21 protein-coding genes are annotated in these 16,000 nt (G+C 44.4%); 9 read left to right on the top strand and 12 right to left on the bottom strand.

What is annotated here, in order from left to right:
• The 4 genes from PV763_RS06160 to PV763_RS06145 all read left to right on the top strand — a co-directional run.
• On the top strand, positions 1-141 hold a 141-nt coding region (locus tag PV763_RS06160), incomplete at its 5' end, for an integrase core domain-containing protein (RefSeq protein ID WP_004740206.1).
• 43 nt (positions 142-184) lie between these two features.
• On the top strand, positions 185-709 hold the full coding sequence (locus PV763_RS06155; RefSeq protein ID WP_212749449.1) for a hypothetical protein: 525 nt from the start codon (positions 185-187) through the stop codon (positions 707-709).
• A 72-nt stretch (positions 710-781) separates the two neighbouring features.
• Positions 782-1,171 carry a hypothetical protein gene (locus PV763_RS06150; protein WP_004278545.1) on the top strand — a complete coding sequence of 130 codons (390 nt, stop codon included), beginning with the start codon at positions 782-784 and terminating at the stop codon, positions 1,169-1,171.
• Between the two features lie 229 nt (positions 1,172-1,400).
• The gene (locus PV763_RS06145) at positions 1,401-1,883 is read left to right on the top strand and encodes a hypothetical protein (RefSeq protein ID WP_005102957.1); all 483 of its coding nucleotides are present in this window, start codon (positions 1,401-1,403) and stop codon (positions 1,881-1,883) included.
• Between the two features lie 64 nt (positions 1,884-1,947).
• Here the strand turns inward: PV763_RS06145 and PV763_RS06140 are convergent, their stop codons facing one another.
• The 3 genes from PV763_RS06140 to PV763_RS06130 form a co-directional block, all read right to left on the bottom strand.
• Positions 1,948-2,904, bottom strand: coding sequence for a 2-hydroxyacid dehydrogenase (locus PV763_RS06140; protein ID WP_005102955.1), 957 nt, complete (start codon positions 2,902-2,904; stop codon positions 1,948-1,950).
• An 87-nt stretch (positions 2,905-2,991) separates the two neighbouring features.
• Complete coding sequence (locus tag PV763_RS06135) at positions 2,992-3,189, bottom strand: hypothetical protein (protein WP_005102954.1); 198 nt, start codon at positions 3,187-3,189, stop codon at positions 2,992-2,994.
• Positions 3,190-3,314: 125 nt separating this feature from the next.
• Complete coding sequence (locus tag PV763_RS06130; RefSeq protein ID WP_005102952.1) at positions 3,315-4,586, bottom strand: hypothetical protein; 1,272 nt, start codon at positions 4,584-4,586, stop codon at positions 3,315-3,317.
• A 113-nt stretch (positions 4,587-4,699) separates the two neighbouring features.
• Between PV763_RS06130 and PV763_RS06125 the strand changes: the two genes are divergently transcribed.
• Together PV763_RS06125 and PV763_RS06120 are read left to right on the top strand one after the other, a co-directional pair.
• Positions 4,700-5,476, top strand: a complete 777-nt coding sequence (locus PV763_RS06125; protein WP_005267531.1) for a class I SAM-dependent methyltransferase — start codon at positions 4,700-4,702, stop codon at positions 5,474-5,476.
• Positions 5,477-5,491: 15 nt separating this feature from the next.
• Complete coding sequence (locus tag PV763_RS06120) at positions 5,492-6,079, top strand: hypothetical protein (RefSeq protein ID WP_005267534.1); 588 nt, start codon at positions 5,492-5,494, stop codon at positions 6,077-6,079.
• Positions 6,080-6,215: 136 nt separating this feature from the next.
• On the opposite strand, the gene PV763_RS06115 is transcribed toward PV763_RS06120, so the two are convergent.
• Together PV763_RS06115 and PV763_RS06110 are read right to left on the bottom strand one after the other, a co-directional pair.
• Positions 6,216-7,415, bottom strand: coding sequence for a TIGR03862 family flavoprotein (locus PV763_RS06115; RefSeq protein ID WP_420937490.1), 1,200 nt, complete (start codon positions 7,413-7,415; stop codon positions 6,216-6,218).
• Positions 7,416-7,419: 4 nt separating this feature from the next.
• Positions 7,420-8,064, bottom strand: a complete 645-nt coding sequence (locus PV763_RS06110) for an SAM-dependent methyltransferase (protein WP_171058375.1) — start codon at positions 8,062-8,064, stop codon at positions 7,420-7,422.
• A gap of 84 nt (positions 8,065-8,148) precedes the next feature.
• Here PV763_RS06110 and PV763_RS06105 point away from each other — a divergent pair, with 84 nt between their 5' ends.
• The gene (locus tag PV763_RS06105; protein WP_005267541.1) at positions 8,149-8,322 is read left to right on the top strand and encodes a DNA gyrase inhibitor YacG; all 174 of its coding nucleotides are present in this window, start codon (positions 8,149-8,151) and stop codon (positions 8,320-8,322) included.
• 175 nt (positions 8,323-8,497) lie between these two features.
• The gene (locus PV763_RS06100) at positions 8,498-8,680 is read left to right on the top strand and encodes a hypothetical protein (RefSeq protein ID WP_004278555.1); all 183 of its coding nucleotides are present in this window, start codon (positions 8,498-8,500) and stop codon (positions 8,678-8,680) included.
• Between the two features lie 40 nt (positions 8,681-8,720).
• On the opposite strand, the gene PV763_RS06095 is transcribed toward PV763_RS06100, so the two are convergent.
• The 5 genes from PV763_RS06095 to PV763_RS06075 form a co-directional block, all read right to left on the bottom strand.
• A complete protein-coding gene (locus tag PV763_RS06095) occupies positions 8,721-9,365 on the bottom strand; it encodes an MBL fold metallo-hydrolase (RefSeq protein WP_005267545.1) in 645 nt (214 codons plus the stop codon).
• A gap of 22 nt (positions 9,366-9,387) precedes the next feature.
• On the bottom strand, positions 9,388-10,401 hold the full coding sequence (gene hemH, locus PV763_RS06090) for a ferrochelatase (RefSeq protein WP_005267547.1): 1,014 nt from the start codon (positions 10,399-10,401) through the stop codon (positions 9,388-9,390).
• A 65-nt stretch (positions 10,402-10,466) separates the two neighbouring features.
• Complete coding sequence (locus PV763_RS06085) at positions 10,467-11,495, bottom strand: DUF4062 domain-containing protein (protein ID WP_005267549.1); 1,029 nt, start codon at positions 11,493-11,495, stop codon at positions 10,467-10,469.
• Positions 11,496-11,611: 116 nt separating this feature from the next.
• Positions 11,612-12,484, bottom strand: a complete 873-nt coding sequence (gene murI, locus PV763_RS06080; RefSeq protein ID WP_396469761.1) for a glutamate racemase — start codon at positions 12,482-12,484, stop codon at positions 11,612-11,614.
• 48 nt (positions 12,485-12,532) lie between these two features.
• Positions 12,533-13,144, bottom strand: coding sequence for a DUF1285 domain-containing protein (locus PV763_RS06075; protein WP_004278560.1), 612 nt, complete (start codon positions 13,142-13,144; stop codon positions 12,533-12,535).
• Positions 13,145-13,330: 186 nt separating this feature from the next.
• On the opposite strand from PV763_RS06075, the gene PV763_RS06070 reads away from it, so the two are divergent.
• On the top strand, positions 13,331-15,043 hold the full coding sequence (locus PV763_RS06070; RefSeq protein WP_396469762.1) for a 4Fe-4S dicluster domain-containing protein: 1,713 nt from the start codon (positions 13,331-13,333) through the stop codon (positions 15,041-15,043).
• 41 nt (positions 15,044-15,084) lie between these two features.
• Here PV763_RS06070 and PV763_RS06065 read toward each other — a convergent pair whose 3' ends face one another.
• Both PV763_RS06065 and tusA read right to left on the bottom strand, forming a co-directional pair.
• Entirely contained in the window at positions 15,085-15,603 is a 519-nt protein-coding gene (locus tag PV763_RS06065; RefSeq protein ID WP_004278562.1) for a hypothetical protein, read from the bottom strand.
• 103 nt (positions 15,604-15,706) lie between these two features.
• A complete protein-coding gene (gene tusA / locus PV763_RS06060) occupies positions 15,707-15,964 on the bottom strand; it encodes a sulfurtransferase TusA (protein ID WP_004278563.1) in 258 nt (85 codons plus the stop codon).
• Between the last annotated feature and the right edge of the window lie 36 nt (positions 15,965-16,000).

Genomic DNA, 16,000 nt, shown 5'->3' with positions numbered 1-16,000 from the left:
GCAGATGTACAACTTGCGACACTAAACTGGGTAGATTGGTTCAATAAAAAGCGTGTACACAGTGCACTGGGTTATGTATCGCCTTTTGAGTTTGAAGCAATGTACTATGATAAGATTAACCCGTTAGGTCAGGTGGCCTAACTTAAATAAAAAAGTCTCCGACAAACCCGGTACGGTTCACAATTTGCTTACATTAAGAATTGATGAAAAAAGATCATCAAATACTAGAGGACAAAATGGTAATCAATGGCTACATCCAGATATTGTGGCAATGCAAGCATTAGATAATAAATGGAATGATCTAGTTAAAACTTGTGTAAAGCATAGTTCTGGACAAAATGTTCGACTTTGGTCATTCGAGGTAAAAAAAGAACTAAATAACTCAAATATTAGAAGTAGTTTTTTCCAAGCAGTAAGTAATTCTAGTTGGGCAAATGAAGGATATTTAGTTGCGACCTCAATTTCTACCAATGAAGTTGAAGAAGAACTTCGTATGCTCTCAGCCCTCCATGGTATTGGTGTAATAATTTTAATTCCTGAAAATCCTACTGAAAGCGAAATTTTGCTTCCTGCTCGCCGGAGACCAGAAGTGGATTGGCAATCAATAAATCGAATTTTAAATGAAAATTCCGACTTTAAAAATTTTATTGAATTAGTCTCAATTTATTATCAAACTGGTCGTATTCGTACGCAGGATTGGAATCGTTAATCATTGAGCTATAGTCATTTTCTAACCGATTCCCTATACTCAACCTAACAACACTCAACAAGAAAGAATCATATGAAATTTAAAACACTCATTCTGACTGGTCTTGCGAGTATCGCAGTTACAGCTTGTACATCTGCACCAAAAATCCCACAGCTTCAGGTTGGCGTCTTACAGGAAGTCCAAAACCTCGAAGTTGTTCCAGCTACCACCAACAACAAGGCAAAACTGACCAAATTCCTCGACAAATGCGTGATTGAATTCACCGGTGATATTGGCAATAACCGTGTCATTGAACAATGGTCATTTAAAGGTATGACTCTAATCGATGCCGGCTCAGCGACTTTCCAGCGCGACGGTACTAGCACTGCACAAAAATTTGACCTGCACGATGCAGGGGTACAGAAGAACTTTGTCAGCTTACGCGAACATTTCGCCAAAGATGCCCTGACACAATGTGATTAAAAAGATCGCCTTGTTTCTAGTCTAAGAACAGGGCTTTTATTTTGCTAAAAATCAATTCGACACTTGGGCTAATTTCTACTGCCCTTTCTTTAAAAATTACAATATTTCGGCACAGATCAACCTGAAAGCTCTGCACTCTTCACAGGATATTCATTGTTTTTGACCAATTATCCGTTACACTGAAAAACAAACTCAGACCGCACTTAGACGAATTCGAGGTCGATCCATAATGAATATCAAAACCCCAATTATTTTAACGACAGCTTTAATGCTTTCTGTTCCAGCATTCGCACAAACCACGACTCAGTCTGCCAAACCGGTTAAACCCTATGGTGAAAATCCGAACTTGCTGCATGTGTTTGCCTATAAAGCACAAGAAGGCGTGATTAATACCGCCGAGAAAGTCGGTGAAGCAACGGAAAAAGGCATTGCCAAAATCAAGCCGGGGGTAGACCGGGCCTGGAGCAATACCAAATCTGCAACCTCGGAAACACTGCAAAAAGTAGATCAGGGTGCAACTCAGGCAGCCCAGCAAACCGGTCAGAAAATCCAGCAGACCAAAGAAGTCTGGCGTGGCAATTCACAGCAGGCGGCTATTGTTCAGCAGCCTTTAAGTGAGCCCTCTGCTGCCCCACAGCAAACAACCACCCCAAAAATGCAGCCTCAATCTGGTTCAGGTTCAGCCACCAGTTATGCGGTAACCGATTTATAAAAAAAGCCCGTAATGGGCTTTTTTATTTTTAGAAAATAAAACTATTACCTTGTATCAACGCGGTCTATGAATTGACCTGTCGGATCGGCTGACCTTGTTTAAATGCTTCTACATTTTCCACCATCTGATCCACAATGCGTTGTCTTGCATCGACACTGCCCCAGGCATTATGTGGTGTCACAATCAGGTTCGGAATTGTAGGATCGAGTAGCACATTACCCTGTTTCGGTGGCTCTACCGTTAGAACATCCGTCGCAGCACCGGCAATCTTGCATGCACGCAGAGCCTCAGCCAAAGCAGCTTCATCGACAATACCACCACGCGCACAGTTAATTAAAAATGCACTGCTTTTCATTGCATCCAGTTCAGCATGACTGATTAAATGTCGGGTATCCTCAGTGAGTGGACAATGCAGACTGAGAAAATCGACTTGAGCAAGCAGCTCGGCAAATGGCACACGCGATGCATCCGCCGGACGGTTTGGCAGCACAGCAATGAGAACTTTCATGCCAAAGGCTTCGGCCAGTTTCGCCACCGCATGACCCAATTCGCCATAACCGACAATGCCTAGTGTTTTTCCGGCCAGCTCGACAATCGGCGCATCCAGCAAACAGAACTGGCTGGCTTTTTGCCATTCGCCTTGTTCTAATACACGTTGGTACGACAAGAATGAAGTCGCCAGATTGAGCATCAACATGATCGTATGCTGCGCGACTGCCGAAGTACCATAGGCCTGACAGTTACACACCACGATCCCACGTGCTTTGGCCGCCGTAAGGTCGACATTATTGGTACCGGTTGCAGAGATTAAAATGAGTTTAAGCTCAGGGCATTGTTGAATGGTAGCTGCATCGATCACGACTTTATTGGTTATGATGACATCGACATCAGCTACACGGGATACAATCTCGGCAGCCGAGGTCGCCGGATACAAAACAAGTGGATCAAATGCGGCATGCAGTGCCTGAAAGTCCAAATCCTGCTGGTCTAAAGAAGCATAGTCTAAATAAACGGCTTTCATGGCTGTTCCCTCAATCCTGTTTGACAATTTATGTGTGTCATTTAAAACAAGTCATTAAGGCTTTTCAACCTGTTTCCACTGGAACAATTAATCCAGCGGTTTATCCATATAGTTACGTAATGACTTGCGGATTCGATACACCACATACACGGATAGAATAATCATAAAAATGACGGATGCACTGACCATAATCACTGCAGGATGCACAGTTTCTGCATGCGCCAGATTGGGTAGAACCAAACCGAAGATAAAACATACTTGCATCATCCGAGTCGCTTGCATCATAGAGATCCCCTTCTTCGTTTCAACCATCGGGAACGATATAATTGGTTTATTATTTATACCGCTTATCTCTATATTATGCCAAGCCCATAACAAGTCAAGTAATTGTTTTTTATTAAAATTTTCAGTTAATTTGTCTCACTGTGCGTCACAAACTGCGTATTTTTGTCACTATCGTCGATAAAAGCAGCAGCACCATATTCATTGGTACTCAGATTCAGCTGCTTATAGCTAAACATATAAAAATCACTATAGCGCTTCATTAAAATCGGGTGCATGCCCAGACTGAGTTCATCCTGTTCCTTGATCAGCTTCATGATATGCCGGTCATTCATCACCACCAGATAACGTTCATCATTCAGGTTAATACTCAATAAACCATTACCTTTGGCATAAATTGGAATCAGGAATTTATGGTTCAGGGCAATTGCACCTTCTGCATAACTTTCGATTTTATGGCTGATGACATTAAATACCAGACCATGCCCATACTGGTCCAACAGCAACTGACGATTTTCCTGCGGCAAATTCACATGAATGCCCAGTTTGAGCAGGTCATGCTGATCAACCTGTTTATTGCGTAACAGTTCCCGCAAAATCACCTGTTTCTGGCTGGCATCAAAAAACTGGTTATCCAGTTGCAGATCGTTATTTTTCAGAATGTGTCCCAAAGCCATGCGGTGTCGTGGCAAGACATTTTCAATCACCTTGCGATAATAGAACTTGCTGTTTTTCTTGACCCGGCGCATTTTCTGATAGAAATAGCTTGGCTCATATTCATGCACCAAAAAGTCATAGAGCAATTCGGAACTGGCCAAAACTGCGATCGCATCATGTCCGGTAAAAGGTAAATGCAGCACATGATGATGCGGAATCAGCGCCTCTAATTTCAGATAATGGGCACGATCTTCGGCACAGTAAGGATCATAGACAATAATATATTCACACGCAGGGTCGATATCTTCGGCTGCAACCCGCATATTTGTATTCAGCTCTGGCTGATAGAACATGTTATAACGGGCATCATGTACATCTTCCGGATCGATCGAGTATTGCGGCACCATCGCCACCACCCGTTGTACGCCCAAGGCACGGGAATACTTGATTGCAGCATAGCCGCCCATCGAACCGCCATAGGCAATACGCTGCTGAAACGGCTCAATCAGATCTGCGATGGCTTGCAACATGTTCCACATGGAACCTTGCGGAAACCAGGATTTATGCTTGGGCATAATGCCAAGCACATTAAACTCGAATTTCGCCAGTGACTTTTCTGCATTGATGTTGAGGCCCTTGGCACGGGTAATCAAATCGCCAAATGAAAAAATTAGTTCTGAAGAAGATCCCGGCATAAAAATCGCGCGTATATGTTCATCTTCAAAAACAATCTGCTTGTCCATAACTTTCCCGTGCTGGTAAATCGAACCCTTCCACAACAATTCAGTCAATGAACGCTGTCAAAAAAGTGAATATGCTATTTTATATCGATCAAAAAGATTAAAAAGCGCAAAATATGACACAATCATTACATCCTGCAGCAAAACGGGGTTTTAGTGCGTCGGCTGAGCTCTATCAGCAAGTGCGTCCCGATTATCCGGCAGAAATCAGCCAATGGCTGAGTGAAACGCTGGCTTTGCCTGTAGATGCGCATCTTCTGGATTTGGGCAGCGGCACCGGCAAGTTTATCCCCTATTTACGCCCGCTCAGTAAGCACATTATCGCAATTGATCCTGTCCCGGAAATGCTGGCTCAATTAAAACAGGCGCATCCGGACATTCATGCTCTTGAAGGCGTTAGCCATCAACTTCCCTTGCCCGATCATAGCCTGAATGCGGTATTTTGTGCACAGTCATTTCACTGGTTTGCCGATTCTGCTACCTTACAAGAATTAGACCGGGTACTCAAACCGCAGGGTTATCTGGTGTTAATCTGGAATCAGCGCGATACTCGGGCAGACTGGGTTCAGGCCTTGGCCGATTGTATTGCCCCCTTGGAAGGCGATACGCCACGCTATCATAGTGGCGCCTGGCGCAAGGTCTTTGCACAGCAAACGCTATTTCAGCCTTATGCAGAAACCACAATGACCCAACAACAGCATGGCAGTGTCGAGCAGGTGGTATCGAAACGGCTGCTCTCGACCAGTTTTATTGCAGCCATGCCGGTACAGCAACAAGCACAGTTAAAACAACAATTTGAACAGATCATCCAGCAATATACAGCCAAAAGCGCAGAGGAAATGATCGATTTTCCTTATGTCACCCATATTTATGTGTTCAAGAAAAGTAATTAAAAACAGGAGGCGATCATGCATAAAATACCAGGAATGACACGAACGCTGTTGTTCGCTGCGGCCATGCTGCTGATGGCATGTGACCAGAAAACGACCGAAACTCCGACTGAAGCGATAACAGATAATACAGCTTCAGATCAAGTCATGCAGGAACTGAAAACTGAGCCGCTGAAAGACTTCCCTAAAACTGCTGATGATCCGCATGATATTGCCGCATTGACAGATTATGAACAGCGCTTTCAGGAAATGAGTAGTGACCTGGAAAAAGAATTGAACAGCATGCGCGATGATGAAAATATGACAGAAGAATTTGTCCAGCAACGTCAGCGTGATCATGTCCAGTCAGCATTGAATATGTTAAAGGCTTTAGAACTGAAAACCGAACAGGGCCGCTATATTCAGGGCTTGATGTATCAGTACTGGGAACATCAGGACAAATTACTCAATACTCCCAAGACTCAAGCTGCGCCCGTGAATGAAGCCAGTGAGAATGTCAAAGGTCTAGGGAAATATCTACACGCCCAAGAACAGCTGGAACGCTGGCGTTCGCAATATCCAGATCTCGCCAAGAAAGAACCCGCTTCCCGGCAAGTGAAGGAATAGTCTAGGAGGCTAGATTGGCACACAGCTTAGATCAAATACAAAAATAATCTAAGCTGAACTGGCAGTTTGAAAACAGCGTGGATGAGCAAGACCTGTTCTGCTGAGCCTGAATCTCAGCAGAAGCGCCAGAAATGACTTAATCTGCTGTCAGAAACTGATGCACGCCTTCACCCGCTGCACGCCCTGTGGCAAAACAGGCGGTCAGCAGATAGCCGCCTGTCGGTGCATCCCAGTCCAGCATTTCTCCGCAAAGAAATACATGCGGGTTAGATTTCAATTGTAGCTGTTCTGACAACACTTCACGCTTGACACCACCTGCACAGCTAATCGCCTCTTCAATCGGGCGGAAACCTGTGAGTGGAATAGTCAAATGTTTAATTTTTTTGGCTAATTCATGAGCGTCTTGCCATAATGCTTTGGCCACCAGCTCCCGTACTAGAGCTGCCTTGGCACCGTCCAATCCGGCTTTACGCCAGACATTACTTAAAGACTGCTTCTTACTTGGCTGTAATTTTTGTGCAAGCTGTTCGATGCTTTGATTTGGGAATAGGTCCAGATGCAGCTGCATAGGCTGCCCCTGTTTTAGTTGCTCGCGTAAGCCACGACCCTGCTTATAGATCAGACCACTTTCCAGACCATAATGACTGATCACGATATCGCCAATGGTTTTTTCACCTTGCCCAACCCATGCCTCGACACGCTTTAAAGGTTGACCAAAAACTGGCTGCATAAACCGAGACCAAGGATATTCCACTCCAGCATTACTGGCCTGAAATGGCTCAATTTCATCCGGTTTCAGCCAGGCTTGCCATGCCCCATCACTACCCAATGCTGACCAGGACACTGCACCACAAGCCAGAATAATGGCATCAAAATATTTAGTGCGATGTTCATTATTTTTCAGATCATGCAGCTCAAGCTGTTGCTGCTGCAACTGGCTGACTTTATGCCGGTAATGAAACTGAACGCCATCACTGGCTAAACGTTTGAGCCAGGCACGCAGTAAGGGCGCAGCTTTCATCTCTGTGGGAAATACCCGGCCAGACGAACCGATATAAGGTTCAATACCGAGCTGTTTCATCCAGTCTTGAATCCAGAGCGCATCCCAGCGTTTGATCCAGGGAGACAACCACTCCACCTGATCATAACGTTGTACAAACTGTGGCACAGGCTCGGCATGGGAAATATTCAGACCGGTTTTGCCTGCCATCAGGAATTTACGCGCAGCAGACGGTTTTTGCTCATAAACATGCAGCTCATAATCAAACTGACTGAGCACTTCTGCTGCCATTAAGCCTGCGGGGCCTGCGCCCACAATAGCAATGCGTTTGCTCATCTGATTATTCCGAGACGGTGGCATTCTGCCCTTGCAAAGGCTGGAAATCATCAAAACGTGTCACATAAATTTCAGGCTTGCTGATGATCAGTTGCTGGCATAGTTCACCGCGCTCCAGATATTTAATTTCAAAATGGGTACGCGCCGAATCTGCAGCAATCACTTCTTTGACAAAAGGTAGCTTCCAGAGCTCTCGCACTTGTATTTCTGCTTCTTCGATATAGGCAGGAATATTACTGGCCAGCGTAATCGTTCCACCGGTTTTCAGGCGGGAAAGCAGGAACTCAAAAAATGGCATATTGACCCAGCGCTGCGCCGGATTATGCGGCTCAGGATTTGGATATAAAATAAAGAATTGTTCTACCTGCTCCGGATACAGTGCATGCACGATCCACGGTAAAGCATCGGCATGAACGGTCTGTAAATTGGTTTGACCTTCAACAGCATGCTGTTTTTGCATCGCCAGAAATTTTTCCCGGGTACGTTCAATCGCAATCAGTTGAGTGTCGGGATTGTTCTTGCTGAATAACAAGGCATGTTTACCTTTACCCGCTCCCACTTCGACGCAGACCGGTTCAGGACTGATGCTTTGAAAATCACGGGGCGCATGCATACGCTGTGCTTGAAATTGACGAATCGGCATAATCAGATCAAACTAATAAAAACCGCATAAGTCTAACAAGTGCGGCTATATTTGCCTAATCGAACCTTTATTTTTCTTTGGAGTCGTCCCATGCCTACCACTTTAAACTGTCCACGCTGTGGCAAGCTGGCCACTTGGGAAGATAATGATTACCGTCCTTTTTGTTCAGAACGTTGCAAGATGATTGATCTGGGTGCCTGGGCCAATGAGGAATATAGTTTGCCTACCCAGGATGCACCACAAGCCGACAACAGCGAAGAATAAAATGTCTTACCTGTCGAGACTTATGTCCGAAAGTACAATCTTGTCGAAATTAAGTAAATAAATCATATGAATTTTATAAAATTACTTAGATAAAGCAACACGAATTAACATCTTTCATAAAGCCTTAGTATTATTGTTCTACTCTAAATTTTCACATTATTTTTAGAGCAATAATATGGGTTATATTATTTTAAGAGTCATATTAATTGGGGTTGGTCTACTCGCACTTCTTTCGTTGGGAGTCGGCATTTTCCAACAAGATAGTTTATTTATTGTATTGGGTGTGCTTTTTGCTTTTGCCGCTTGGCTCATACACATGCAAACGCGACAACTTCGCAATAATCCCTTTTCAGAATAAAGATAAAAGACCAAACTATGTTGGTCTTTTATTTACGCTTTTAACCCGCTTGGCTTGCAACAAAAGGATTATGCTGCTTTTCAAAACCAATGGTGCTGACCGGTCCATGTCCTGAAATAAATTGGGTTTCATCTGGCAGGCTGAAACATTCACGCTGAATTGAATCTAAGAGCTGTTGATGATTGCCACGCGGGAAATCAGTGCGGCCAATCGAGCCTTTGAACAATACATCACCTGTCCATAACAAGGCATAATTTTTGTTATAGAACATCACGTGACCTGGCGTATGGCCTGGAGCAAAACGCACTTCGAACTCTTCATTGCCGAGTTTGAGTACTTCACCACCTTCCAGCCACTGGGTCACTTCGACTTTTTCCGGAATCGGGAAGCCATAACGTGCAGACACTTCCTGAATCATGTCGAGCCAGAAGGCATCTTCTTTATGTGGTCCAATCACCGGTACATTCCAAGCCTTTTTTAATGCACCCACCGCACCCGCATGATCCAGATGGCCATGAGTGAGCCACAAGGCTTTAACCGTTAAACCCAGCGCTTCAACTTCAGCTTTCAGTTTTTCAGGTTCGCCCCCTGCATCAATCAAAATGGCTTCTTTAGTGTCCGCATCCCAAACGATGGAACAGTTTTGCTGAAATGCAGTAACTGGAACAATTTTGACTTGTAACATGGGGTGAAAAACCTCGGGCAAGTTAATGGGCAAGTATCTGTGTCAATGCATCCAGATTAGCCTGTAGTAGACTGTTGAGCAATCGCAAATGATCTTCACGGCTATTTAATGCCGGAATATAGCTATAGCTTTCTCCGCCTATTGCTTTAAAAGTCTCGGCATTTTCGATTGCCAGCTCTTCAAGCGTTTCCAGACAGTCCGCAGAAAATGCAGGACTCATCACCTGAATGGATTTCACCCCCTGCTTCGCCCAATCTTCAAGTAAAACATCGGTATAGGGCTTGATCCACTCCTGTTTACCAAACCGCGACTGGAAGCTGATCGCGTATTGATCTTCATTTAAACCTAGTACTTCCGCCACCAATTTACCCGTGATGCGACAACGGTCGGCATAAGGATCGCCTTTATCGGCATATGGCTGTGGAATGCCGTGGAAAGACATCAACAATTTCTCTGGTTGACCATGAATTGTCTGATAATCACGTACACTTTGAGCCAGCGACTGGATAAATAAAGGATGTTGATAATAATCCCGGATCACTGTCAAACCGGGTAAATTGCGCTGTTTCACCACCCATTTCGCCACTGCATCGTATAGAGGTGCGGTCGAAGTGGCAGAATATTGTGGAAACAAGGGAAATAGAATCATGTGTTCCTGTGGCTGCGCTGAGACCTGTGCCAAGACATCCTGAATATTCGGATTGCCGTAGGTCATTGCAGGTACCACATTCAGTTCAAACTGCGGATAAAGCTGGGTGAGATGCGTCTTGACTGCTGCGACCTGCTCAAACAGAATTTCACGCATCGGCGAATCCTGTCCCCATACTTGCGCATAGGCCTGTGATACCCGCTTTGGACGGAAAGGCAAAATGAATAAGCGCAGAATGATTTGCCAGATCGGTTTGGGAATTTCAATCACACGCTGATCAGATAAAAACTGCTTGAGGAAACGGCGTACCGCTGGAATCGTAGGCTCATCTGGTGTGCCCAAGTTTGCCAATATAATCGTCACTTTCGCTTTAGCAGGAGAATACATTCAGTTCGTCCGTCAGGATATCAACCCCTGTACTTTAACAGCTTTTTATTTATTCTCTCTATGGATTAATACGCTGACTTATATTGAAAAGTGCGATCTAAATCCAGCAAGCTGCTGTCCAGCAACTTTTGCGCTTTTGGCGTGATCTGCCACAGCATGCGCTGTCGGTCATCACGACCGGATGGCACAATCCAGTCATTCTGGCGCATTTGAATTTTTAAACTATGCAAGGCACGAATATTCATCTGGGCACGCGCGACAGCATGCGCACGCGGCATCTGCACCCGTGCATCCTGCAGACCGGTTTCATTCAGATATTCATTCATGCGCTTCGAGAAAAACTCTTCAGGGGTCGGATTGACAAAAGTTGAACCCAATAACGCCAACAATTGTGCCCAAGTCAGTTTTTTATGGACTTTGATTTCTTTAAAATTACCATCCTGATAAGCATGCATCCGGTATTCAAAAGAAAAAATTTCATGCATCGCCACTTTGGGCAGGCTCAGGAATGGATCGACTTCTGCAGTTCCGCCATCGCGTTCCAGTTGCGCCACTTTAGCTTTCAGCTGATCAATCTCGTCATGCAGCGCCTGGGTGTTTTGCGGACGCACCCAGCCGGTCACCGGATAGCGCTCCAGCATTTGTGGCATGTTAAAACGCACTGCCATTTCCAGATCGCGCAGGCTGCGGTAAGTAAAAACCTGATCGACTTCCTGCTGTAACAGTTGACGGAATTCCTTGAATTTTTCCTGTAATTCCGGTTTGGCATCATGCAATGCACTTTCACGTGATGCCGGATCATCATGCATAAACACAATAATCGGTTTTTGCTTGGTCACTGCATAAATATATTCGAGATGCATATAGCCGACACCCGATACCGACTGCTCCCCATACTGGCTTCCCAGCAGAATCACGACATAATCACAGTCATCAATCTGGCGGCGTGCAAATGCAGTATTCAGCGGTGTACGCTGTTCCAGTCCCCACGAGAAAAACCCCATTCCTACCAGTGTTTGAGACAGAATGATACGCTCCGGTTGCATTTCTGCCCCCGAGGTTGAGATGAACACTTGGTACCGTTTATCCAGCATGGGCTATCCTCTTCTCCTGTACATTTGCGTAAAAAATGCATCATCACATGCTTCTTTACCCAATATGGCCACCCCAGAATCAAAATATCTTTCTTTTTAAATTATAAAAATGAGTTTTAAACTGCACTCATATTACTGACCTGCCATTTTAAATCGGCCGGAATCAGGTGCTGCAAAATCGGTCGGAGCTGTTCAGCATTCTGCCCACTCACCACCAATTCAATTTTCACGCTTTCTTTAGACTCATGCTCAAATAATAACCCATTTTTAATTAAAATTCGGGCCGTTTGTCTTGCAACCGCGAATCCTGAGTCAATTAATGTCAGCTTTTGACCAAAAATATACTGAATTGACGATTTTAGGAAGGGGTAATGTGTACATCCTAATACTAAATAATCAGCGCCCTGATCTACAACTGGTTGTAAAATCTCTTTTAATGTCTGCAAACAGGCTGCACTCATCTGCTCTCCAGCCTCAACAAAAGGCACCAGATCCAGACTGGTCACAGGCAGGACTGTGACTTGAGCCGGTTCAGCAAAACGGGAAATGACATCTTTAATCAGCTGGCCGCGGAAGGTCGCGGGCGTGGCCAATACCGCCACCGTTTTCGACTGGGTATTCAGAACCGCCGGTTTAAGCGCGGGTACTAAACCGATAATCGGAAAGTTTTCACCATAATAGTCACGCAAATAATCCAGACTAAAAGCGGAAGCGGTATTACAAGCCACCACCGCAACTTTACAACCTTGACGATAAAGCCATTCAATCGCCTGAGCCGTCAAGGCACGAATTTCCTGATCATCTCTCGGGCCATAAGGCACATGCGCAGTATCCGCATAATAGACAAAGCGTTCATTAGGCAAATGGCGGGCAATTTCCAGGGCGACTGACAAGCCGCCTACGCCTGAGTCAAAAATGCCAATAGGCGCATCTGCCGTGGCATTGGGCATCGGGTCTAATAACTGGGAAATTGGTTGAATAGCGCTCATAACGTTGCAGGTAGCTTGTTTGAAATTTCTAGCGATCAAGCTTAAACCTCAGGTGCTCAAATGCAAGTCTAAATCACCACTTTTCAAACTTAAAACGGTTTCGCCTGCCGGATTTTCATCAAGCTCTCCCATCTCGACCAGATGTAAAAATGCCGCACGCTGAATCAGGGCATTAATCCCAAAACGCACATGCACATAAGGCCGCAACTCACCTTTGTATTCACGCATAAAGATTGGATGTTCAGCATCGACAATAATCAGGTCTTGCGTGGTTGTGCCCAGTTGCAGATAAGTCACTCCATTGATCTCAACCTGATCGACCTGATTGACAAATAAAGGTTCATCTTCAACTTCGATTTCAATCATTTCTACTGGTGTTTTTAGATAGAATTTATCGTTTTCTTTCCAGAGCACCGTTGCAAACAGGTCAATCATCGGCTGACGCTTGATCAATTGACCTTCGTGCCACCATTCGCCGTTGGCTAAAACCTTGAGATCCATTGTGCCACAATGCTTTGGCTGCCATTGCTCCAAAGGGGGTATTGACCTTTTGTGACTGCCCTGTGCATCTTTTAAGTATTGTGCGATATCCATTAAATTTTTATCATCGGGATAAGTTACTTTTTTCGTCGGATTTGTGCTGGGTACTGGCTTATCCATAAAAGAAGACCTTAATGACGGAAAAATAATATGTTTCAGCCAATTGGCTAAAACCGGCTTTAAAACTATACTAGCCCAGATTATCAAAGACACCAGCATTTTTGTGTCTAGGAACCAAGAACACTTATGGCAGCACCCAATCATATGATTATGGTTGCCACCGAATAGTAATATGAGGAGTCCTACATGGAACACATCGAACGTGAATCGATGGAGTTTGACGTCGTCATCGTAGGCGCAGGCCCTGCGGGTCTTTCTGCTGCGATCAAAATCCGTCAACTTGCAATTGAAAACAACTTAAACGATTTGTCCGTTTGTGTCGTAGAAAAAGGCTCCGAAGTCGGTGCGCATATTCTGTCTGGTGCTGTGCTTGAACCGCGTGCCATGAACGAGCTGTTCCCGGACTGGAAAGAACAGGGTGCCCCGCTGAATGTCCCGGTGACTGAAGATAAAACCTTCTTCCTGCTTTCAGATGAAAAATCACAGGAAGCACCGCACTGGATGGTGCCTAAAACCATGCATAACGATGGCAACTATGTCATTTCACTGGGCAATGTGGTGCGCTGGTTAGGCCAGAAAGCCGAAGAACTGGAAGTGTCGATCTTTCCGGGCTTTGCCGCGTCTGAAATTCTGTATCATGCCGATGGTACAGTCAAAGGCATCCAAACCGGTGATATGGGTATTGGTAAAGATGGCGAACCAACGCATAACTTTACCCCGGGTTATGAACTGCATGCCAAATACACAATTTTCGCTGAAGGCTGTCGTGGTCACTTAGGTAAACGTCTGATCCAGAAGTTCAACCTGGACAAGGACGCTGATCCGCAACACTACGGTATCGGCATTAAAGAGCTTTGGGAAATCGATCCTGCCAAGCATAAACCGGGTCTGGTGATGCACGGTGCCGGCTGGCCGCTTTCTGAAACCGGTTCTTCAGGTGGCTGGTGGTTATACCATGCTGAGAATAACCAGGTGACTCTGGGCATGATCGTAGATCTGTCTTACACCAACCCGCATATGTATCCCTTCATGGAAATGCAGCGCTGGAAAACCCATCCATTGATCAAGCAGTATCTGGAAGGTGGTAAGCGTATTTCTTATGGTGCGCGTGCTGTGACCAAAGGTGGTTTTAACTCATTACCAAAATTCACCTTCCCGGGTGGTTCTTTGATTGGTGATGATGCCGGCTTCCTGAACTTTGCCAAGATCAAGGGTTCACATACTGCGATGAAATCCGGCATGCTCTGCGGTGAAGCGGTGTTTGAAGCGATTGCTGCTGGTGTAGAAAAAGGCGGTGATCTGGCGGTGGCGCGTGTAGTGGAAGGCGAAGATTTCTTTGTCAAAGAACTGACTGCTTATACCGACAAGTTTAACAACAGCTGGCTGAAAGAAGAGCTGTATAACTCGCGTAACTTTGGCCCGGCAATGCACAAGTTCGGTCAATGGATCGGGGGTGCCTTTAACTTTATCGACCAGAACGTGTTTAAAGTGCCATTTACCCTGCACGATCTGGTTCAAGACCATGCTGCACTAAAAACCCAGGCAGCTGAAAGCTTCAAGCCAAACTATCCAAAACCGGATGGCAAGCTGACCTTTGACCGTCTGTCTTCAGTGTTTGTATCGAATACCGTGCATGAAGAAAACCAGCCAGCGCATCTGAAACTCACCGATGCTTCAATTCCGGTGGAAGTGAACCTGCCGAAATGGGATGAGCCTGCACAGCGTTACTGCCCGGCAGGTGTTTATGAAATCATGGAAAATAATGACGGTTCGAAACGCTTCCAGATCAATGCAGCCAACTGTGTGCACTGCAAGACCTGTGACATTAAGGACCCTTCCCAGAACATCACCTGGGTGACACCGGAAGGTGGCGGTGGTCCGAACTATCCAAATATGTAATCTCTCATATGAGATAAAAATAAACCCGCTTTAAAGCGGGTTTATTTTTTACAATGTCTTTCATACGAAGACCTAAATTTTAAAGCTACTAAGTGTCTAGTAGGTCCAACTGATACATATGTATCTTCAATATTATTAAATAAAGTCGCAAAAAGTGCTCCTTTAAAAGTCTCTTTTTGATCAAAAAAATAATACTTCGATGCTATATGATCAACTCTCTCTAAAATCATCGAACGTTTGATTGAAGATTTATCACTTACAAATTCTTTAGCATGAAAATCTAAAAAATCCATTCCATCTTTATAAAAAATCTTAGCATTGTCTCTATCATCTAAAATATCAGCCACTACAGAGCAATATAAATATTCAATTCCTTGTAGAGCTTTCCATTCATTTTCAGAGGGCAAAAAAATCATTAAATCTATATCTCTAAAAATACGATTTTCTATATTATCTAAATCTCGAATATTCTCAGATACTGCATAAACTTCTTCAGCTCGGGCAGTAACATTAACAAGTAAAAGGAAAAATATTCCTATTAAGTATTTTAATTTTTCCATTATTAATAATTTTCAACTTTTCAAAATTATAGCATTTACCATACTTTATTTTTTTAATTAAACTAAGATGCATAACTTTAAAGTTATGCATTTTTTTCATTTATTAGCCTTTCTTCACTAAATAATGAAATTCTTTATTACCATTTTCATCCAGACGTTCTTCCTGCAATAGCAACTCATGCCCCAAATGCATACAGAATTTTGGAATATCCCACGACGTTGAATTATCCGTGGCAAACACCTCAACCACATCACCTGCCTTAGATTTACGGATCGCCTGATGCAACATCATCACTGGCTCAGGACAACGTAAACCTCGGGTATTCAATTGCAGACTTGGAATAATTTCAGTTGGGGACATCGATAGACTCAGGATGGAAAGACCGCCATATTTTAG

This window comes from Acinetobacter sp. AS5 (genome assembly GCF_048957595.1).
In the GTDB taxonomy this organism is placed as follows: domain Bacteria; phylum Pseudomonadota; class Gammaproteobacteria; order Pseudomonadales; family Moraxellaceae; genus Acinetobacter.
Note: the sequence above shows the minus strand (reverse complement) of the source record. Positions and strands in the feature narration are given on the sequence as shown.